The organism is Oleiphilus sp. HI0086, from assembly GCF_001635225.1.
Window position 1 is genome coordinate 1 of the sequence record NZ_LWFZ01001093.1, and the last position, 21,104, is coordinate 21,104.

Genomic DNA, 21,104 nt, shown 5'->3' on the forward strand with positions numbered 1-21,104 from the left:
ATTTGCGGCGATCTTCTACTAAACTAATAAGGATATAATTAGTTTTGGAGCCTATTTCTTGATTGCAAATCGTGAACAGCTTGTAGAGTCACTTGAAAAAAGTAAAAGCTATCAACACCAGCATCTTGGGCAGATATTACTGCAAACCGGCATTATCACGTCAAAACAGTTAAGCACCGCCCTGCATAAACAAATTGCTGAGGGCAAGAAAGAAATGCTAGGGCATATATTGCAGCGCTTGGGCTACGCTAGCGACCACCAGGTTCGCAATGCACTTTCCTGCTGTCTGGAGATACCTTTTATTCAGCTCGCCGGGTTTGACGTTGATGAACATGCGTTGCAACTAGTTCCTGCCGAGTTTGCCAGAGCACATGCTGTTATTCCCCTCATGGCTCACAAAGATCGCTTAGTCGTGGCGATGGAAGACCCGTCTGATAACGAAACCATCAACCTACTGCATTTTTTATCTGAACAAGTCATCGAGCCGGTATTGAGTACCGCAAGTGATATAGAGTACGCAATTTCTCAATATTATGGCTCAACCGATATTGATGATGTTCTAAAGGATATGCCCAGCACCAGCTTGAGCAATAGCTGGGAAGCTCAACAAGCTATAAAGCTCGCATCAGATAAACCAACCGTTAAGCTAATACATAATTTGATCGCCGATGCGGTAACCCGCAGAGCATCAGACATACATATCAGGCCCAAAGAAAAAAGCGTTGATATTCTCTACCGTATTGATGGCAGTCTGCTAAAAATACGCAACTTTGATATTAAAATGTTGCCTGCCGCTGTTGCCCGTATCAAGATTATCTCAGGAATGAATATCGCTGAGCATCGTTTGCCTCAAGATGGTCGGACCAAAATCACTAGCAAAGATAAATCGATTGATTTGCGCGTATCGATCATGCCGACTATTCATGGAGAAAGCGTAGTAATCCGTCTCCTCGATACTTCGACCAGTATCAATAATATCGATGCCATAGGATTCAATGAAAAAGACTCGGAACTGTTTACCCAACTCGTTAACAAAAGCAGTGGCCTGATTTTAGTGACCGGCCCTACTGGCTCCGGAAAAAGCACCACACTTTATGCGGCACTCGAATCCATCAAACAACGTGAAATCAATATCATCACCGTTGAAGATCCGGTTGAATTCCATATCGATGATATTCTGCAAATCCAGGTCAACAATGCCATAGATTATAGCTTTGCACGTGCACTCAAAAATATTCTTCGCCACGACCCAGACGCCATTATGATCGGTGAAATACGAGATGAAGAAACAGCTAAAATGGCAGTAGAAAGCTCACTTACAGGGCATTTGGTGTTATCAACCTTACATACCAACAGTGCCGCTTCGACCATTACCCGTCTACTTGAAATCGGCGTACAAGCCTATCTCCTAAATGCAACGCTACTAGCGGTACTGGCTCAAAGACTTGTTAAACGGAATTGTCCTCACTGCCTGGAAGAAGAGCAGGTATCCCCTATTGTACGGAAAGCTTTGGGTCTGAGTGAGGATGAAGTATTCTATCAGGGCGCTGGTTGTGATAACTGCCATATGACAGGCCATAAAGGCCGTGTTGCAGTATATGAACTGTTGACACTATCACCCGATATTCGAGACATGATCAAGCCAAAAGTAAGTGCGACAGATATCGAAAAAGCCGCAATCGAAAATGGCATGACGCCTCTTACTGATCATGCACTGCATATTGCCCGACAACAGCAAACCTCATTGTCAGAAGTGTATCGGGTAAGACTGGGATAACCTCAAACCTTACTCAGACGCCTCATCCAAAGACAACTTGCTCAAGACAATGACTGCTTGTGTACGGTTACTCACGCCTAATTTTTTAAATATCGCCGTAATGTGCGCCTTCACAGTTGCTTCAGTCACACCTATTTCATATCCAATTTGCTTGTTCAGCCAGCCTTCCCTCAGGAAGCAAAGTACTTTGTACTGTTGAGGGGTCAATGAAGCAATCTTGGTAGCCAGGTCCATCTCTTCTTCATCGATTCGCCTTAGGCGGCTGCGCACTTCTTCAGGCACCCACTTCTCACCCTCAGTCACGCACTGCAATGCTTCATAGATAGTTTTTGGCGACGCTGATTTAGGAATATAAGCGCTTGCACCATGACCAATTGAGCGACTTATCGTCTCGGCATCTTCACGAGCAGACACGACAGCAACCGGAATTGAAGGAAATTTCTCACGTACTGTCACCAAGCCAAATAGGTCTTGGCTGCCGGGCATATGCAGATCAAGTAGTAAAAGGTCTAGCTCCGGGTCTTCAGCAATGGCTGCCAGAGTCGTCTCCAGGTCAGACGATTCAGTGATCGTAACGTTTTCAAAGTGGGCGTTAATAATTTCTAACAAGGCACTGCGAAAAAGTGGATGATCATCTGCGATATGAAAATGGTACATAAGTTCTCCGAACAGGATTGAATGTCTGTTCAATGTTTATTATTAGAATACGTTCCTTGGAGAACAGCATAGCCTGACTGGTCATAATTTTCGAGGGGTAGATAATGCCTTTCATCTCCCCTCGAGCAACCCTATAGTTATGAGTCAGTGCGGTTCAAACGACCCTCGATCAGCACATCAACTACTGAAGGGTCGTTCAGCGTTGAGGTATCCCCCAAGTTGCCAAAGTCATCTGCAGCAATTTTGCGAAGGATCCTGCGCATGATCTTGCCAGATCGCGTCTTGGGTAAGGCATCGACCCACTGAATCAGCTCAGGAGTCGCAACGGGCCCCATTTCGACTCTCACATGTTGCTTCAGTAACTCCGTTGCATTGGCTGCAAGTTCAACTCCATCCATCGGCGTCACGTAAACATAGATAGCTTCACCTTTGATATCATGTGGATAACCAACAACAGCTGCTTCCGCCACATCAGGATGAGACACCAAAGCACTCTCTAATTCAGCGGTTCCTAAGCGATGACCTGAAACATTCAAGACATCATCAACACGCCCGGTAATCCAGAAATAGCCATCAGCATCTCGCTTGGCACCGTCGCCTGTAAAGTACATATTGTCATGAGTTGAAAAATAGGTTTCGATAAACCGTGCGTGATCATTCCAGATGGTACGAGCCTGCCCCGGCCAGGAGTCCATAATAACCAAATGACCACTCGTTTCACCTTGGAGAATATCACTATTGGTATCTACCAACTCTGCTTGTATACCAAATAGTGGATGACAGGCAGACCCCGGTTTAGATTCTGTTGCATAGGGTAAAGGCGTCATCATCTGACCACCCGTTTCAGTTTGCCACCATGTATCAACAACCGGACATTTGCTATGGCCATACTCAGTATAATACCAACGCCATACCTCCGGGTTAATCGGCTCCCCTACGGTACCAAGAATTCTCAGTGAATCACGTTTACTAGACCCAGTCGCTTCGTCCGCTTTAGCCATTAAGGTACGAATAGCCGTCGGCGCTGTATAGAAAACTGTCACCTTGTGCTGATCAATTACTTCACCAAAGCGCCCCATACTCGGATAATTGGGAACGCCTTCATACATGAGCGTTGTGGCACCATTCGCCAAGGGTCCATAAACGATGTAACTATGGCCGGTAATCCAGCCAACATCTGCCGAGCACCAGAACACATCACCTTCTTTATGGTCGAATGTGTAGTAGTAGGTCGACGTCACATAAGTCAAATATCCACCACTGGAATGCTGTAAACCTTTTGGTTTACCGGTAGAACCAGAGGTATAAAGAATGAACAATGGATCTTCAGCATTTACCGGAACGGCTGTATGCTTGTCAGCTTGCTCAGCCACCAAGCGACGATAGTCAACGTCCCAGTTATGACGAGTTGAACCTGTGTTATGGGTTGTTTCAACAACCAGTACATTTTTGACAGTATTACGTTTGGATATCTCCAGCGCGTCGTCCACACTTGACTTAAGCGGGATAGATTTCCCACCACGCACACCCTCTGTCGCCGTAATCACGACTTTTGCCTCACAATCATCCAGGCGATCTGCTAAAGCTGTTGCCGAAAAACCACCAAATACCACTGAATGAATGGCACCAATACGAGCACACGCCAGCATCGCATACGATGCCTCGGGAATCATAGGCATATACAGTACGACACGGTCACCTTTACCTACTCCCATAGATTCCAGGCCATTAGCCAACTGACACACCTCTCGATGTAAGTCTCGATAGGTAATTGTCTTGCTGTGGCCCGGTTCATCGGCTTCCCAAATTATGGCTGCCTGGTCTGCTCGCGTTTCTAAATGCCTGTCTACACAGTTGTAACAAACATTCAGCTCTCCATCTTCATACCATGAAATATGTAAGTCATCTTTTGCAAATGAGACATCTTTGACTTTGGTGAAGGGTTTATCCCAATACAAGCGCTCAGCTTCTTTTCGCCAGTAGTCTTCATTCTTCTCTATCGACATTTGATACAGGCTCTGATAGCCAACTTTATCGATGTTTGGCACAAAATCACTGGTTGAATTAGAGGTAGTGTAGTTATTCTGGGCAGCTAAGCTCATGACAGGCTCCTTGAAGTCTATGTTACCGAGTAAGTAGATATAACTCTTATTGTCAACATATTCTGGCCGCCGCCAATTAGACCTTGGTCGAGCACTAGACTATGGTCTAAAGCTCTCTGGACAATAAACTAAAGAAATAGCACAACCGACTTCAGTGTTTGTTTCATCAATTGAACAAACAACCCAGACTAGTGATAATGTTCACCCATCAAATGACACTCGCAATAAACTCATACCACAGCTCTCAATTCCACGGTATTTTCGCTCTCATATAAGCATTAGTCTACTTTAGAAAGAATCTTCTTTCTCCGCCTGGTCAAATAGCTTTTGAAGTTCAGAATGATAGGCACCTTGAGAGGAATAATCACTTTCAGGACCTCGCTAAGAAAATATAAAAGCCGTATTTTCCGATACCAGAACAAGCGTGATATCTTCTTTACGGTGAAGTCGTATCCATATTGGAATACCGGCGCAAACTGTTCGTGGTTACCAAACCGACTATATTTAGCCAAGTCAAATGACAAGACCAAATCAGCCCTCTTCAACTGCTCCTTGGTACGCTGATCAATTGCGATATCGATAGCATTCCCCATTATAGCGACCATATCTTTAGGTTCTTGATAGCGACTCACGCCATTCAAATCAACAGCGATAGTAATACCCGCACCCATCTGTTCAAGTGCTGAAACGGGTACGTTTTCAGTGATACCCCCATCAACCAACGACCTACCTTCAATTTCTACCGGCACAAAAATCCCTGGCACTGCCGCTGACGCACACACCGCATCGGCCAAGTTCCCTGATCTTAATATGACCTTCTCACCGGTATGAATATCGGTAGTACAAATCGCCAAAGGAATACGAGCATCCTGTATATCCACATTACCGATATCTTGCAAAATCATCTCGTGAATGGTTTTGGTGGTGAAGATACCTTTGCGTTGAATCGACAAACCGACCATCGAGCTGAAACTCATATCCTCGCCCACTTTCTTGATCTCGTCTATCGACTTACCGAAGGCATAGTAGCTCGCGACTAAAGCCCCAATACTGGTGCCGGAAATATAATCGATCTCTACATTTCGCTCTTCCAGTACCTGCAGCACGCCAATGTGAGCAATACCCTTTGCTGCGCCGCCGCCCAACGCAAGCCCGATACTCTGATTAAAAGGGTTCCATTTCATAAATTAAGTTTCTTATATTTGACCTGAGGCAATTCTAACCAGAGCGAGTTTCATTTACTATGATGTTTATCAGCTTACTAACAAGAATCGATATCCATGTGCACAACCTGCGGCTGCTCTACTCCCTCTCACTCTCATCAACATGAGCATGAGCACGACACTGACTCTAGGCTGATTGAGGTCGAACAAGACCTGCTTGCCAAGAATGATAGCTATGCGGAAAAGAATAGAGCCCTGCTTGCCTCAAATAAAGTGCTCGCTTTAAACTTGGTTTCAAGTCCAGGCTCCGGGAAAACATCCCTACTCACCGCTACGATCGAGCCCCTTAAGGGAAACAAAAGAGTCTGTGTTATTGAAGGCGACCAGCAAACAGATAATGACGCGCAGAGAATCATCGACAGCGGTGCCAAGGCAATTCAAATCAATACTGGAAAAGGCTGCCACCTCGATGCTCATGCGGTTGGACATGCCATGAAAAAGCTTGAGCTGGCAGAGCACGATATTCTTTTTATCGAAAACGTCGGCAACCTCGTTTGCCCCGCTGCTTTCGACTTAGGAGAACATAGCAAGGTCGTGGTCTTATCGGTCACGGAAGGCGAAGATAAACCGCTTAAATACCCTGACATGTTTAAAGCTTCTTCACTTATGCTAATCAATAAGTCTGACCTCCTTCCTTATGTCGATTTTGATGTCGATAAAAGCATCGAATATGCGCGTCGTATCAACCCGGATATTAAGTTTATCGTTCTATCCGCCAAAACAGGCGACGGGATGGAAGAGTGGTTAAGCTGGCTCAATCAACATGCACCAACAAGATAGTGACTCGGCAAGTATTCGCCTGAAAGTAAGCGGGCGAGTACAAGGCCTTGGCTTTCGGCCTTTTGTTTATCGGCTCGCTCACTCGCTTTCACTGACGGGCTCAGTCCGAAATTCCTCCTCGGGCCTTGAAATTGTATTAACCGGGGAACAAGCCCACCTTGATGAATTCCGTAATCAGCTTCTAGCAACAAAGCCCTCTGCGGCTCAGGTGGAGAGTATTGAGCTTGAGCGTATTAGCCCTCAAATCTCAGCCACTAGCTTTTCAATCATAGAGTCAGAAACTGATTCCAATAGCCTATCATTATCGACAAATGCACCAGAAGTATCCCCTGACCTGGCACTGTGTTCCTCTTGTCTAGATGAACTATTTGACACAAATAACCGTCGTTACCTTCACCCTTTTATAAGCTGCACTCAATGTGGACCACGCTACAGCATTATTGCCGATCTGCCCTACGACCGAGACAACACCAGTATGGCAAAGTTCGACATGTGTAGTACCTGTCAGCACGAATATTCCACTCCCTCAAATGCCAAACGCTTCCACTCGCAAACCAATGCCTGCAATGACTGTGGACCACAATTAGCGCTAGTCGATAAGAAAGGTATTCGTTTGCCTCTAGAACAGAATCAGGCACTAATCGATTTTTGCGCCGAACAATTAAAGCAAGGCGCTATTATTGCTATAAAAAGCATCGGTGGTTTCCACTTAATTTGCGATGCCAAAAATTCTGAGAGTATTAAGCGGCTAAGAAAAGTTAAGCAACGCCCTGATAAACCCTTTGCCCTCATGGCCTTGAATACGCCTTCACTTGAGCCCATAGTCGAGCTAGACAGAGCAAGCCTTCACGAGCTGAATTCTTCTCACGCACCGATTGTACTTCTGCCTAAGAAAAGAAGTTTAAAGCCTGACTCTAAGCAAGAAGAGGAAGATTGGCTCGCACCGAACCTAAGTGACTTGGGCTGCATGTTGCCTTATACCCCGCTTCATTATCTAATTTTTCATGCCCTGCTTGGCAGGCCAAAAGGAATAAATTGGCTTGAAGAAGCACAAAACTATCAACTACTCGTGACCAGCGCCAACCTTCCTGATGAACCCATAGTTTATGACAACGACAAGTGTATCGAGCGACTTGCCTCCTTAGCTGACTACGCTTTGCTAAACAACCGGGATATTGTCGCGCCTTCAGATGATTCAGTAATCCAAGCAGGTGAGCCCAAAGCACTAATCAGACGCTCTCGTGGGCTAGTTCCCGCCTCGATAGCTTTGGCAGATCGGCAAGCACACACTCTTGCGTGCGGGGCCCATTTAAAGAATACCTTTTGCTTAACTCAAGGCTATAAAGCCTATATATCGCCCTATCATGGCGAGTTAGACAAGCCAGAAAACTACCTGCGTTTCCAGACTAACATCGCGCATTATCAACACCTTTTTGGCAATAGGATTGATCAATACTGCGCAGACCTTCACCCAGATTATGTAAGTACTCACTTCGCTGAAAAGAACTCGCAGAAAAGCAACTCGCCCCTAATAAAAGTTCAACACCATCACGCTCACCTGACATCCTTACTCGCAGAACAAACAGGCCAAGCAAAACTACCCGCGCTTGCTTTAATACTCGATGGAAATGGCCTGGGAGACGATAATCAAGCCTGGGGTGGTGAGCTATTCTATGTAGACTCGAAGCAGATAGAACGTATCGGACACCTTGAGAAAATAGCGATTCCTGGTGGCGATATCGCCACACGGGAAATCTGGCGAACTGGTGCAAATCTATTGGCAAAAACAAGTAGGGAACAGGCATTCGAAGCTTACGCAGATAGCCTCAAGAATGAGCTCACTAGTCATTTCATTCTGAATGGAACGCACCATTTTACGAGCAGTGCAGGCAGGTGGTTCGATGCAGCCGCCTCAATAATCGGCGTTCGCCAAGAGTGTACTTATGAAGGGCAAGCCGCTGCAGAGTTGGAGTCTTTGGCTCGATCAGCCTCCAGGGACCACGTTCAATCTCTTGTCAAAATCGATGAGAAAAACCAACTCTTACTTAGCCCGCTTCTTCCTTATTTAAGCGCTATGGAGAATAAACCTCAGGCTGCATACTTGTTCCATCGCGAGTTAGTCGATGGTCTCGTTCGTTGGTTAGAGAAATCAAGCAAACAGCGCCAGACTAAAGCGGTCTATTGCTCAGGAGGTTGCTTCCAAAATCGGCTTCTCAGAGAATCGCTTAACGAACACTTAACTTCACAGGGATTTAAGGTATATTTCCCTATCAAGCTGCCCGCCAACGACGGTGGCATCGCTCTGGGTCAAGCTTACTTGAGCCATTGGTAAAATAACTAAGGACTCTCAGCACCATGTGCCTTGCACTTCCGGTAAAAATTGAAACACTTCTCGATGATGAACAAGCGATCGTTGAGCTAAGCGGTGTGAAGACCAAGATTTCGACGGCACTAGTCGAAGATGTCCATGTCGGCGATTATGTTATTTTACATGTTGGTTATGCTCTCAATAAGCTGGATGAAGAAGAGGCCAAACGAACACTAGCGCTCTTTGCACAAGGAGAGGCTGATGAGCGCTAAAACAAAAGCCTCACCAGAGCTAAAGTATATCAGCGAGTTTCGACAAGGCTCACTCGCCAAGAAGCTCTGCCAAAACATTGCCAATGAAGTACAGAGTGATAAACGCTATCGCTTGATGGAATTTTGTGGTGGTCACACGCATACCATTTTTCGCTATGGTATCCCTGACTTACTTCCTGAAAATATCGACTTGCTCCATGGGCCCGGCTGCCCTGTTTGTGTCCTGCCCATTAGCGCGATCGATAATGCTATCTCGCTCGCACTGCAGCCAAATACGATTCTCTGCTCTTATGGTGATATGTTGCGCGTACCCGGCAGCAAAACAATGAGCTTGTTAAAAGCACGCGCCCAAGGAGCTGATGTGCGCATGCTCTACTCGCCGCTCGAAGCACTAACACTGGCTCAAGATAACCCTGGCAAGGATATCGTATTCTTTGCTGTTGGCTTCGAAACGACAACGCCTCCTACAGTTGCTATGCTCGACGCCGCTGTCAAAGCCAATATTAAAAACCTATTTATCTACTGCAACCACGTACTGACACCTCCGGCAATCACCGGTATTCTAGAGCCAGCTAAACAAGCTGGAACTAGAGTACTTGATGGTTTAATTGGCCCAGGCCACGTAAGCGTTATCACTGGTGAACGCCCTTATCTTGAACTTGCCAAACATTACCAGACAGCCATTACCATTTCCGGCTTTGAACCCTTGGACATCCTTCAGTCTATTTTAATGCTTGTTCGCCAAATTAACCGAAACACCTGCCAGGTTGAAAACCAATATACGCGCGCAGTAAGCTTTGAGGGAAACCAGAAAGCACAGGCACTGACCAAGAAGTACCTAGACCTTCGACAGAGTTTCGAATGGCGAGGCCTCGGAGAAATGCCTGACAGCGCTTTAAAGCTGCGAGAGGAATATCAACAATTTGATGCCGAGTATATCTATAAGGATACGTTCGCAAAAAACGGCAATGACATCGCATCTGACAACAAAGCCTGTGAATGCCCTGCCGTTTTGACGGGGCAAAAAAAACCCTACGAATGCAAACTATTTAACAAGCCCTGCACCCCTGAAAACCCGCTTGGCTCATGCATGGTATCATCTGAAGGCGCGTGCGCAGCTTACTATCGCTATCAACCCAACACCCAGTAGACAGAGCCCCGCCAATGACTAACAAAACCTCAAGCACACTGGATTTCAAGGATGGGTTCATCGAGATGGCTCATGGAAGTGGTGGCCGAGCGTCAGCCACATTAATTGATGAACTCTTTTTGCCAGCTTTCGATAATAGCTACCTACAAGAAAAGTCTGATCAAGCAACACTTTCACTACCACAGTCTCGCATTACCATGGCCACCGACAGCCATGTCATCTCCCCTTTATTTTTCCCTGGCGGGAATATCGGTAGTTTAGCGGTGCACGGCACAGTCAATGACGTCTGCATGTCAGGTGCCCAGCCCCTCTACCTAAGTGTTGGCTTTATTCTAGAAGAAGGCTTCCCGCTTTCTGAACTAAAACGCATTGTCGACTCTATGGCTGAGGCAGCCCAAGAGGCTGGGGTTAAAATCGTTACCGGTGATACGAAAGTGGTAGAGCAAGGCCATGGTGACGGTGTTTACATCAACACCACAGGAATAGGCGCATTGCCTGAAGACATCAACTTATCACCTGTGAATATAAAGGCTGGTGACAAAGTCATTATCAGCGGAACCCTGGGAGATCACGGCACCTGCATTATGTCTCAAAGGCAAGGTATGAACTTTTCATCCGCTCTAAAGTCTGATTCACAAGCGCTGAATGATCTGGTTGAAAGCATGCTGGAAGCTGCCCCCGCTATTCGCTGTATGCGCGACCCAACCCGAGGTGGACTCGCTGCGGTTTTACACGAACTATGCCAAGGCAGAGCTTTAGGTATTAGCCTGGAAGAGGCAAACATTCCTATTAAACCTGAAGTCGCCGCAACGGCTGAACTACTAGGCTTAGATCCACTGCATATTGCCAACGAAGGTAAACTTGTTGCAATCTGCCCAGCTGAGCAGACGAAACAACTGCTGCAAGTGATGAAACAACACCCTAAAGGTCGAGATGCTGAAATCATTGGCGAACTAATCAAAGATGAAAACGAGCTGATTCAACTCACTACAAACTTTGGCGGTAAACGCCTGATTGAGTGGCGTTACGCTGACCAATTACCGAGAATTTGCTAGGTAACAGTTCACAACTCAAAAAAGATCTTGTTAATCAAATGTTACACATCGCAAAACTTTTGCTACAGACCCAAGGCATCACCTGTCATATGATTACATCATCGAAGTACGGAACAGCGATTCAGGCCCACGGTTTCGGAAACAGATTTCATGATTTTCTTTGACCCGACTCTTTAGTCGGGTTTTTTATTGGCTGCGATTTATTGCTTTGATGGTTATGTGTGACAAAGTAGTGCCAAAAGCTGACGTTTCTATATCAATAGAGTGCGCCGTGCGCACCAGCGGAGTTTGATCGTCTCCTCCGTAGGCATAGGATCCACCTCTCGCTTGATCAACCTCGTGCTAGCCCTCATGCGAGCCGTGGAAGGCTCTGCCTACAGGCCTGGGGGAATTGGTTTGGCCACCCCTATTTATGTTTGTTTGAGCCACGGAGTTCAGAGGTGCGCATGGCGCACCCTATTAGAGTTGTCAGAGTCTTAAATGCAGACTTTAACGTAGCTCAAGAAGTTCACTTCTTTCTTCTTTAACAAATGCTTTTTAATGAATAACCATAAGGCTCTAACTTGCTTAAGTCGTAGTATCTTGAGAAAACATCCTCTCCAGCTCTTGGCAACCATCTAACTCGCTAAGCAAATAAGACTTCTCTCGCCGGGCCACGTCTAGCCAATGTTCACCTTTAACAGCACCAACTAAAGCGTACAGAAAATTTAGGCTGACTTTATCATTCGAGGCTTTAAGCTTGAGAAATGCTTCAATGGGACCAATCCGATTTAACTCTTCTACAGAACAGACGCCAACAGCAAGCAAGTCCGCTTCGCTTTTTGGACCCAAGCCTTTTAGATCTCTTAAACGCATCATAAACCTACAAACTAAATCGTAGTTTTTGTTTGATCTCTTGCGCCGTGCGCTCAGGCTGTTCTTGCATAAAACAGTGCCCACCCGGCATTTCAATAAAATCGTAATTCAAATTTGCTTCGTGAACTTTTGCTTTAGAGCGTTTCACAAAGGGGTAAGTCCGATCACCATAGAGCATGGTCATCGGTGCTTCAATGCGGCGAATCGCTGGCCATAGTCCCTTAGCATAAGCAGAGAAGATAGATGCTTCAATACGAGGCGGGCATTTCAAGCGCATTGAGCCATCGTCACTTTCAATCAATGCATGGTCAATATAAGACTTAAGACACTCATCTTTCCAGCCCTTAAAAGTACCTCGTTGGTATAAGTAATCCCAAACGGCCTGGAAGTTTTCCCAAGACTCTGTTCGAGCCTTGGCTTGTCGAACGAGGGGCATCCGCTTTGACAAACCAAGCGTCTTTAGGCTTGTCGCGGTTCGCGCCATCACTGGAGGCATATAGACAGGGTCCATTAGGATTCCCATATCGAATAATTTCGGCTGCCTAGACATAATCAGTGTCGACATGATGGCACCATAGCTATGCCCCATCGCGATGCGTGGCACCTTGCCCCACATACCTTCAAAATTCGACCATACCTCTGCAAAATACTTGGCACTTCGATTCCAACCTGGGTATTTTCCACCAGCATCACTGTCGCCATGCCCCTGACCATCACTGATAAACAAGTCATAATCAGCTTGAAAGTGCGATAAAAGATTTTCAAAAGTCAGGCCACAGAAGCCATTACCATGAATAAAGTGGATCATAGGCTTACCGCTAGGCTCGGTGTAATGGCCTCTTAAAGTCATGCCTGAACCGGTTTGGTATTCCCAGGGAATCAAACCTGAAATCACACTCTGCTTTCCACTTCTGCTTAAGGTATCTGTCATCAAAACTCTCTTACCGGTCTATCTCGCTTGATAATTCAGGCAGCTCATTAAAACTAACATTCGGGTAGTGACTGTCACGCACTTCGTGAATAAAGCGCAGCGTGACGAAAGCATCAAACCAGATATGAAAAGCGCGTTGAAAGCTTATCGAATCACGTTTTTGGGAAAGATGTTTAAATTGCTTCTCTATCTTCAAATTACAGAGCGCTTGAATCACTGCTGCACTATCGACATCACTCATTGTATCTTTAATCGCTTCAAACAGAAGCTCAGCAGACGAGAAGGACTGTCCTGAATTTGAAATGATACTTAGAAGTTTTTTTAACAGTTTGAAGCACTGTGGATGATAGAAAGTATAAACCTTGTCAGGTTTTTCCATGCGGCTAATTTTTAGCAGCGCAGGTCCGGTGCCAAAGGGAACACGGTGACTAGGACGCCCGGAAATTTCTATCGTGGGAGCTTCCAAGGAATGAATACGCCCAACTTTCGCGAGCTTATTCAATAAATAGAAGTCTTCACCTGCTGAACGTTTCGGGAACCCCCTCACCAGCGCATAAGCGATAGGGCTAACAGCTATCAATGACCCGATTGTGTGGAAGGCATAAGGTGAACCAGCCTGCTGGAGTTGATCAACATAATAACGCAAGGAGTGATCATACAAGCTCATCGCTGTTTCATACCCGAGCTCAGCAATATGTTTGAAGGGGTAAATCGCAGCGGCAGCGCTTGAGTCATCCACTGAGATATTAAAATAGCTCTCAGGTAAACTCACATCCGCATCACTTGAATGCAGCCAATCGGCTAGTTTCCCGGTACTCAAATATTGTTGCTGCACGAGCTTTAGGCCGAGATCCATACCGAGTTTTCTGGCAAGCCCAACTCCCTGCTTTGGTGACAACAGGCGCTCCGCGTGACAATAGCTCATACAATATAGGGTCAGCGTGGAGGAAATATTAGCTCGAAATAGCTCAGACTCTTGCCTAGCCTGCGTTTGCTTTACCAGACTTTCAAGCGCCTCTCGTGTTCGCTGCTGCGCAGCAGCAACTTCAGGCTCATCAACATCCGGTGCATTGAAAACGAAAATCAAAACAGCCGAATGAGCGCTAACTTTATCGATAATCTTTAAGAGTTGAGTGATGGGCTCATCATAAACAGGAATAACCAGCACAGCGTCGAAAGGTCTTTCCAGGGAGCGTTGCAGAGCTTGGATATCAGGCTCTGCATAGGTATCCAGGTATTTGGAAACGGCTGAACTGTCGTACTTCATTGACAATAACTAGTTAGACCAGTCTTTATCAATAATACGCTTAAGCTTGAGCAAGGTAGCCTGGCGTTCATCTGTGCTATAAGACTGAGCAGGCAATTTACCCCAAATTGGCGCTGGCCATGTCGGGTCACCTTCAAAACGCACAACATGATGAATATGTAGCTGTTTTACAACGTTCCCCAAGGCGGCAATATTAAGCTTATCACCCGAGAATAGCTGCATTAGGTTTTGCCCAAGATACATCGACTCAAGATCTAACTGCTGACGTTGCTCATCACTTAAGTGATACAACTCCGTTGCATCACCCACGCGAGGAACAAGAATAAGCCATGGATACTGAACATCATTCATCAATAAGACTTCGCACAATGGCCAAGACGCTATGTGAATCGTATCGTTTTCCAGGCGTGAGTCGAGTTTGAAGTCTGCCATTAAGCGCCTGCACTCTCAGCTTTTTGTTTCTGCCACTTAGCTTCCCAATCCAAAGCAGACTTAACGATCACACCTAAGTCATCATGATCTGGCTCCCAGCCTAGTACTGCTTTGATTTTGGCATTATTTGCCATCAGCGCATCAGGATCACCTGCTCTGCGGTCGACATTTTCAACCGGAAAGTCTTGCCCTGACTTTTCCTTAACCGTATCGATTACTTCACTGACCGTAAAGCCACGGCCATAACCACAGTTTAGGATTTGCGATTCACCGCCTTTCGCCATGTAATCGAGCGCCATAACATGCGCTTTAGCCAAATCATCAACATGGATGTAATCGCGGATACAGGTACCATCACGTGTTTCATAATCCGTACCAAAGATCACCATACCATCGCGCTCACCTGTTACACATTCACAAGCGACCTTGATCAGATGAGTCGCTTCGGGGGTTGCCTGCCCCAAACGGCTGGTAATGTCAGCACCGGCAACGTTAAAGTAACGCAAAATCACATGATTCAAATCGCTGGCTGCCGACAGGTCACGAATCATTTGCTCGCTCATCATTTTCGATGCGCCGTAAGGGTTGATTGGCGCTAGTGGCATATCTTCGCTAATTACTTTCTCTTCCGGCATACCATAAACAGCCGCCGTTGACGAAAATACCATGTAAGGCGTTTTATACTTTTCAATAATAGTCAGTAAATTCAGGGTATTACGAGTATTGTTACTGTAGTACTTAAGTGGATTTACGACTGACTCGGGCACCACAATGTTCGCGGCAAAATGTAAGACTGCTTCAAACTTGTGCTTGGCAAAAACCTGATCAAGTTTTTCAACATCAGCAATATCACCAACAACAAGCTCACCATAGGTCACCGCCCACTCATAGCCGGTCGATAAGTTATCGTAAACCACTATGTCATGGCCTGATTCACCCAACTGTTTTACAACATGGCTACCAATATAGCCCGCACCACCCGTTACAAGTACTTTCATTCTTTCTACTTTCCTTTGTTTCTGAATTTATCTATCCAACAGCCTAGCTTGATTATTATAAAAGATTGATATGAAAAAAATATTATTGTGAAGCATTCTGCCGGATCTGTTTTTTCTGTTGGCGGCGAAACGCGAAGAAGTCCCGTATTATCTGACTACATTGTTCCGCCAATATTCCTTCAGCATAGACTATTTCGGTATTCATGGAAGGGTGACTCAATAAGTTATTCTGACTCACTACCGCACCCGCTTTAGGCTCACGAGCGCCAAACACCAAACGATCAATTCGAGCATGAACCAGCATTCCAATACACATCGTGCAAGGCTCTATGGTGACATAAAGTGTCGTACCAGGCAGGCGATAATTTCTTTCGTGTTCTGCTGCTGCCCGAATAGCTCTCACTTCAGCGTGGGCACTCGGGTCACAGCTAGCGATGGGGCGGTTCCAGGCCTCACCTAAAACCTCTTCACCTCTAACCAAGACAGCTCCAACTGGCACTTCACCTTCAGCGCCCGCTTTTTCTGCAAGGTTCAAGGCGCGTCGCATCCAACGCTCATCAATTATGCGTTGCTCCTTACCAGAGTTTTTTGATGCGACCTTATCTTTCGTCATTTCTTACTAATTATTCCCACTCAATCGTCGCTGGCGGCTTAGAGCTGACATCGTATGCGACACGCGAAATATGCTCGATCTCGTTAATAATTCGATTCGATACCGTCTCTAGTAATTCATAAGGCAAGTGCGCCCAACGAGCGGTCATGAAGTCAATTGTTTCAACGGCACGTAACGAAACAACCCATTCATAACGACGACCATCCCCTACAACACCCACCGACTTAACCGGCAAGAAGACAACAAATGCCTGTGATGTTTTGTGATACCAGTCTGCCTTATGAAGTTCTTCCAGGAAGATAGCGTCGGCTTCGCGCAAAACTTCTGCATATTCTTTCTTCACTTCCCCCAAAATACGAACACCTAGGCCAGGCCCTGGGAAGGGGTGGCGATACACCATGTCGTAAGGCAGACCTAGCTCTAAGCCCATCTTACGAACTTCGTCTTTGAATAGCTCGCGTAAAGGTTCAACTAAGTCCATCTTCATATCGTCTGGTAAGCCACCTACGTTGTGGTGAGACTTAATAACATGCGCCTTACCCGTTTTCGCTGCAGCAGATTCGATGACATCCGGGTAAATAGTACCCTGGGCCAAGAAGTCAACGTCTTGAATCTTGGTTGCTTCTTCATCGAAGACTTCAATAAAGGTATTACCAATGATTTTTCGCTTTTTCTCGGGATCAGAAACACCTTCTAACTTACCCAAGAATAAGTCTTCAGCATCAGCACGAATGACTTTGACGCCCATGTTTTCGGCGAACATCTCCATCACCATGTCGCCTTCGTTCTTACGTAACAAGCCGTTATCGACAAAAACACAGGTTAACTGATCACCAATGGCTTTATGCAATAGCGCCGCAACCACTGAAGAATCAACACCTCCAGATAGACCTAGCAAGACCTTCTTATCACCCACTTGGGCACGAACTCGTTCAATCTGATCTTCAATAATCTTTGCTGGCGTCCAAAGTGATTCACAACCACAAATATCTTTTACAAAGTGACTTAAAATACGCTCACCCTGCAGGGTATGCGTTACTTCAGGGTGGAACTGGATACCAAAGAAATTCTTCTCTGCACAGTACATACCAGCAATAGGGCAAGATTCAGTTGAGGCCATCAACTCAAAACCTTCAGGCATCGCAGTAACTTTATCACCGTGGCTCATCCATACATCTAATAAGCGGTTTGCACCTTCAATGTGATCTGCAATATCTTTGAACAAAGCACTATCACCTTCAGATTTAATCTGGGCATAACCAAACTCTCGTACATCAGAGCTTTCAACCTTGCCGCCTAATTGTTCGGCCATAGTCTGCATGCCATAACAGATCCCTAAAACCGGCACACCCAAGCTATAAACAACTTCTGGTGCACGTGGAGAACCAGGCTCAGGCACAGACTCAGGCCCCCCCGCTAAGACAATACCCGTCGGCTTGTATTCACGGATCTCGGCTTCGTCCATATCCCAGGCACGAATCTCTGAGAAAACGCCCAGTTCACGCACTCGACGTGCGATTAACTGAGTGTACTGTGAACCAAAATCTAAAATTAGAATACGCTGTGCGTGAATATCTTGACGGTCTGTCATGGGATTAAATCAACCTCTTAGAAAGACAAAACGGGGCTCTACTAGAAGATGCCCCGCATAATATAAATAAAACTTAAAAAGTACTTAAAGCCTAGCCAACACGATAGTTAGGTGCTTCCTTGGTGATGGTCACATCGTGAACGTGGCTTTCTTTCATGCCCGCTGCGGTAATCTTGGTAAACTGCGGTACCGTGCGCATCGTTTCAATATCGCCACTACCTGTGTAGCCCATGCTAGAACGAAGCCCACCCATTAACTGGTGAATGATTGCAGTCATCGGCCCCTTACACGCTACACGACCTTCAATACCTTCAGGTACTAACTTGTCGACGCCAGATTTAATGTCCTGGAAGTAGCGATCACTAGAGCCTTGAGACTGGCCCATTGCTCCTAAAGAACCCATTCCCCGATAAGCCTTATAGCTTCGACCTTGGAATAATTCGATTTCACCAGGGGCTTCATCAGTACCGGCTAGCAAACTACCGATCATAATACTGTTTGCGCCAGCTACAATCGCTTTTGCAATATCACCAGAGAAACGGATACCACCATCAGCGATAACAGGCACATCAAGCTCTTTCAAAGCTGCACTAACATTAGCCACCGCAGAAACCTGAGGAACACCAATACCAGCCACAATTCGTGTCGTACAAATTGAGCCCGGGCCAATTCCGACTTTAACCGCATCTGCACCTGCTTCAGCCAATGCTATCGCCGCTTCAGCTGTTGCGATGTTACCACCAACCACTTGCACCTGCGGGTAGTTTTCTTTTACCCAGCGAACACGGTCAATAACGCCTTTAGAGTGTCCGTGTGCCGTATCGACAACAATCACGTCAACACCTGCCTGCACCAATGCATCAACGCGCTCTTCAGTGCCAGCACCCGTACCCACAGCAGCACCAACTCTGAGCTGTCCTGCTTCATCTTTACAAGCATTTGGATAGTCTTGCGACTTTTGGATATCTTTAACCGTTACAAGGCCGGTTAGTTCGAAACTATCGTTAACCACTAATACTTTTTCGATTCTGTGCTTATGCAGCAACTCGCGAATTTCGTCTGAAGTAGCGCCTTCTTTTACGGTCACCAGCTTATCTTTAGGTGTCATGATACTTGAGACTTTAGTATCCAAACTGCCTTCAAAGCGGATGTCACGGCCAGTGACAATACCGACCAAGTCTTTACCGTCAACAACCGGTAAACCTGAAATTTTGTTAGCTGCCGTCAGCTCTAACACTTCTCGTACCGTCATATTTGAAGCAACGGTAATAGGGTCTTTCACTACACCACTTTCAAATTTCTTAACAGCACGAACGGTTGCCGCCTGCTGCTCAGCGGTCATGTTTTTGTGAATGATACCAATGCCACCTTCCTGCGCCATGGCAATTGCCAAAGGAGCTTCAGTCACCGTATCCATCGCGGCAGATACCAGAGGAACATTCAAGGTGATGCCTTTCGTCAGGCGAGTTTTAAGAGAAACTTCGTTAGGAAGAACTTCGGAATAACCAGGAATCAAGAGAACGTCATCAAACGTCAGTGCGTCATGTGCGATCCGCAACATATGGGCCAACCTTTATGTCCAGATAAAACGCGGAATTATAATGCTTGAGGGGCTCTCCTTACAAGCATAATTGTAAATACCGCCAAAGCATTTTAAACTCGCCTCAACTTATCACCCAAATATGACATCGCAATGACTTACGCAGACTTCCCTTCCGACCCCAGTATTCCTGAGCATACACCTGCTAAACCCAAGGCACTGAGTGTCAGCGAACTTAACCGTCAAGTTAAACGAATGCTTGAAGTCAGCTACGCTCAAACCTGGGTAAGCGGAGAGATTACCGGGCTCTCAAGACCGCGCTCCGGCCATTGGTATTTCACGCTAAAAGACGACAAGGCCCAAATCCGCTGCGCCATGTTTAAAGGCTATAACCAACGCTTAAAGTTTATCCCCAAGGAAGGTGACCAGATAATTGTTCGAGCCAAAGTGAGCTTGTACGAAGGTCGCGGCGATTACCAACTTATCGTTGAAGGCATGGAACCGGCGGGTATTGGGCAACTACAAGCCGCTTTTGAAGCACTAAAGCTTAAACTGGCTGGCGAAGGACTGTTTGACCAGCAGCATAAAAAATCTATACCACAAATCCCCAAAAAAGCAGCCGTGATAACCTCTCAAAGCGGTGCCGTCATTCATGACATCATTTCAGTGACGCAGCGTCGCTTCCCTGCACTAGAGATCATTTTGCTACCCGTTCAGGTTCAAGGGGAAGGCTCAGCACAACAAATTGCCGACGCTATCGCTTACTGCAACAGCCACAACCTTGCAGATGTATTAATTGTTGGGCGAGGAGGCGGGTCTCTAGAGGATTTATGGAGTTTTAATGAAGAAGTCGTCGCACGTGCTATTTTTGACAGCGAACTACCTATCATTAGCGCCGTTGGTCATGAAGTAGACTTTACGATTGCCGACCTGGTAGCAGACTACCGGGCACCAACGCCATCAGCAGCCGCAGAACACATTACGCCCGACCAATACGAATTAATGCAAAACCTGGATCAACAACAACGGCGCCTGGAGTTTGTGATCAACAATCGATTCAAACAACTCAGCCAAAGCATCGATGCCTTACAAAAACGACTAAGACATCCTGGCGATGCCCTTCAAGAAAAGGGTTTACGCCTTGAAGAACTTCAAGAGCGCATTAAACGGGCACTATCAAACACTATTGAAAATAAATCTGGAAGTCTGAATATACTTCAGCACCGCTTACTCAGATATAACCCTCAAGCGAAGCTTGAACAAAGCGCAGCAACACTAAACAACGCTTACGACAAACTAGTACAAGCGCAGCATGCAAACCTGGAACAACAGCAACACAGACTGGCGATTCTAGCCCAGACACTGCACACGGCAAGCCCTCTTGCAACCTTAGGGCGCGGCTATGCCATATTAAAGTCCGATAAACAGAAAGTTCAAACCCAGTGCAGCGACTTCAAGGCGGGAGACAAAATCAGTGCCACACTAAAAGATGGGATTGTCCATTGTACCGTCGACCAAAGTGTTCCAGAACTGGACTTATAACTCAGCCCAGC

At 46.2% G+C, this 21,104-nt stretch carries 18 protein-coding genes; 7 read left to right on the plus strand and 11 right to left on the minus strand.

Annotated features, from left to right (window positions below; all coding sequences use genetic code 11):
• Window positions 1-58 precede the first annotated feature (58 nt).
• Window positions 59-1,777, plus strand: coding sequence for a GspE/PulE family protein (locus A3756_RS19290; RefSeq protein ID WP_082865379.1), 1,719 nt, complete (start codon window positions 59-61; stop codon window positions 1,775-1,777).
• 9 nt (window positions 1,778-1,786) lie between these two features.
• Here A3756_RS19290 and A3756_RS19295 read toward each other — a convergent pair whose 3' ends face one another.
• The 3 genes from A3756_RS19295 to A3756_RS19305 form a co-directional block, all read right to left on the minus strand.
• Window positions 1,787-2,434 (minus strand): response regulator transcription factor, encoded by a 648-nt coding sequence (locus A3756_RS19295; protein WP_068511850.1) that lies wholly within the window; start codon window positions 2,432-2,434, stop codon window positions 1,787-1,789.
• A gap of 137 nt (window positions 2,435-2,571) precedes the next feature.
• Window positions 2,572-4,536: an acetate--CoA ligase gene (gene acs, locus A3756_RS19300; RefSeq protein WP_068554348.1), complete on the minus strand. Its 1,965-nt coding sequence runs from the start codon at window positions 4,534-4,536 to the stop codon at window positions 2,572-2,574.
• Window positions 4,537-4,814: 278 nt separating this feature from the next.
• Window positions 4,815-5,720 carry a patatin-like phospholipase family protein gene (locus tag A3756_RS19305; RefSeq protein ID WP_068554350.1) on the minus strand — a complete coding sequence of 302 codons (906 nt, stop codon included), beginning with the start codon at window positions 5,718-5,720 and terminating at the stop codon, window positions 4,815-4,817.
• A gap of 96 nt (window positions 5,721-5,816) precedes the next feature.
• On the opposite strand from A3756_RS19305, the gene hypB reads away from it, so the two are divergent.
• Genes hypB through hypE form a run of 5 tightly spaced genes read left to right on the plus strand, consistent with a single transcriptional unit; the run spans window position 5,817 to window position 11,324 of the window.
• Window positions 5,817-6,539, plus strand: a complete 723-nt coding sequence (gene hypB, locus A3756_RS19310) for a hydrogenase nickel incorporation protein HypB (RefSeq protein WP_068554351.1) — start codon at window positions 5,817-5,819, stop codon at window positions 6,537-6,539.
• Window positions 6,523-8,871: a carbamoyltransferase HypF gene (gene hypF / locus A3756_RS19315; RefSeq protein WP_068554355.1), complete on the plus strand. Its 2,349-nt coding sequence runs from the start codon at window positions 6,523-6,525 to the stop codon at window positions 8,869-8,871. The genes hypB and hypF overlap by 17 nt, the downstream gene beginning before the upstream one ends.
• Window positions 8,872-8,894: 23 nt before the next feature.
• Window positions 8,895-9,119, plus strand: a complete 225-nt coding sequence (locus A3756_RS19320) for a HypC/HybG/HupF family hydrogenase formation chaperone (protein WP_068554170.1) — start codon at window positions 8,895-8,897, stop codon at window positions 9,117-9,119.
• Complete coding sequence (gene hypD / locus A3756_RS19325) at window positions 9,109-10,269, plus strand: hydrogenase formation protein HypD (RefSeq protein WP_068511833.1); 1,161 nt, start codon at window positions 9,109-9,111, stop codon at window positions 10,267-10,269. Before A3756_RS19320 ends, hypD begins: the two co-directional genes overlap by 11 nt.
• Window positions 10,270-10,283: 14 nt before the next feature.
• Window positions 10,284-11,324, plus strand: coding sequence for a hydrogenase expression/formation protein HypE (gene hypE / locus A3756_RS19330; RefSeq protein ID WP_068554356.1), 1,041 nt, complete (start codon window positions 10,284-10,286; stop codon window positions 11,322-11,324).
• 567 nt (window positions 11,325-11,891) lie between these two features.
• On the opposite strand, the gene A3756_RS19335 is transcribed toward hypE, so the two are convergent.
• The 8 genes from A3756_RS19335 to guaB form a co-directional block, all read right to left on the minus strand.
• Complete coding sequence (locus A3756_RS19335; RefSeq protein ID WP_082865380.1) at window positions 11,892-12,182, minus strand: TfoX/Sxy family protein; 291 nt, start codon at window positions 12,180-12,182, stop codon at window positions 11,892-11,894.
• A 4-nt stretch (window positions 12,183-12,186) separates the two neighbouring features.
• A complete protein-coding gene (locus tag A3756_RS19340) occupies window positions 12,187-13,110 on the minus strand; it encodes an alpha/beta fold hydrolase (RefSeq protein ID WP_068511827.1) in 924 nt (307 codons plus the stop codon).
• A 10-nt stretch (window positions 13,111-13,120) separates the two neighbouring features.
• A complete protein-coding gene (locus A3756_RS19345) occupies window positions 13,121-14,377 on the minus strand; it encodes a hypothetical protein (protein ID WP_068511824.1) in 1,257 nt (418 codons plus the stop codon).
• Window positions 14,378-14,386: 9 nt separating this feature from the next.
• Window positions 14,387-14,809, minus strand: a complete 423-nt coding sequence (locus tag A3756_RS19350) for an HIT domain-containing protein (RefSeq protein ID WP_068511823.1) — start codon at window positions 14,807-14,809, stop codon at window positions 14,387-14,389.
• A complete protein-coding gene (gene galE / locus A3756_RS19355) occupies window positions 14,809-15,807 on the minus strand; it encodes a UDP-glucose 4-epimerase GalE (protein WP_068554357.1) in 999 nt (332 codons plus the stop codon). The genes A3756_RS19350 and galE overlap by 1 nt, the downstream gene beginning before the upstream one ends.
• An 82-nt stretch (window positions 15,808-15,889) precedes the next feature.
• Complete coding sequence (gene tadA / locus A3756_RS19360) at window positions 15,890-16,420, minus strand: tRNA adenosine(34) deaminase TadA (RefSeq protein WP_068511818.1); 531 nt, start codon at window positions 16,418-16,420, stop codon at window positions 15,890-15,892.
• Between the two features lie 10 nt (window positions 16,421-16,430).
• Window positions 16,431-18,011 carry a glutamine-hydrolyzing GMP synthase gene (gene guaA / locus A3756_RS19365; RefSeq protein WP_068511815.1) on the minus strand — a complete coding sequence of 527 codons (1,581 nt, stop codon included), beginning with the start codon at window positions 18,009-18,011 and terminating at the stop codon, window positions 16,431-16,433.
• A 91-nt stretch (window positions 18,012-18,102) separates the two neighbouring features.
• On the minus strand, window positions 18,103-19,572 hold the full coding sequence (gene guaB / locus A3756_RS19370) for an IMP dehydrogenase (protein ID WP_068511812.1): 1,470 nt from the start codon (window positions 19,570-19,572) through the stop codon (window positions 18,103-18,105).
• Between the two features lie 132 nt (window positions 19,573-19,704).
• On the opposite strand from guaB, the gene xseA reads away from it, so the two are divergent.
• On the plus strand, window positions 19,705-21,093 hold the full coding sequence (gene xseA, locus A3756_RS19375) for an exodeoxyribonuclease VII large subunit (protein WP_068554359.1): 1,389 nt from the start codon (window positions 19,705-19,707) through the stop codon (window positions 21,091-21,093).
• The last annotated feature ends 11 nt before the right edge of the window (window positions 21,094-21,104 follow it).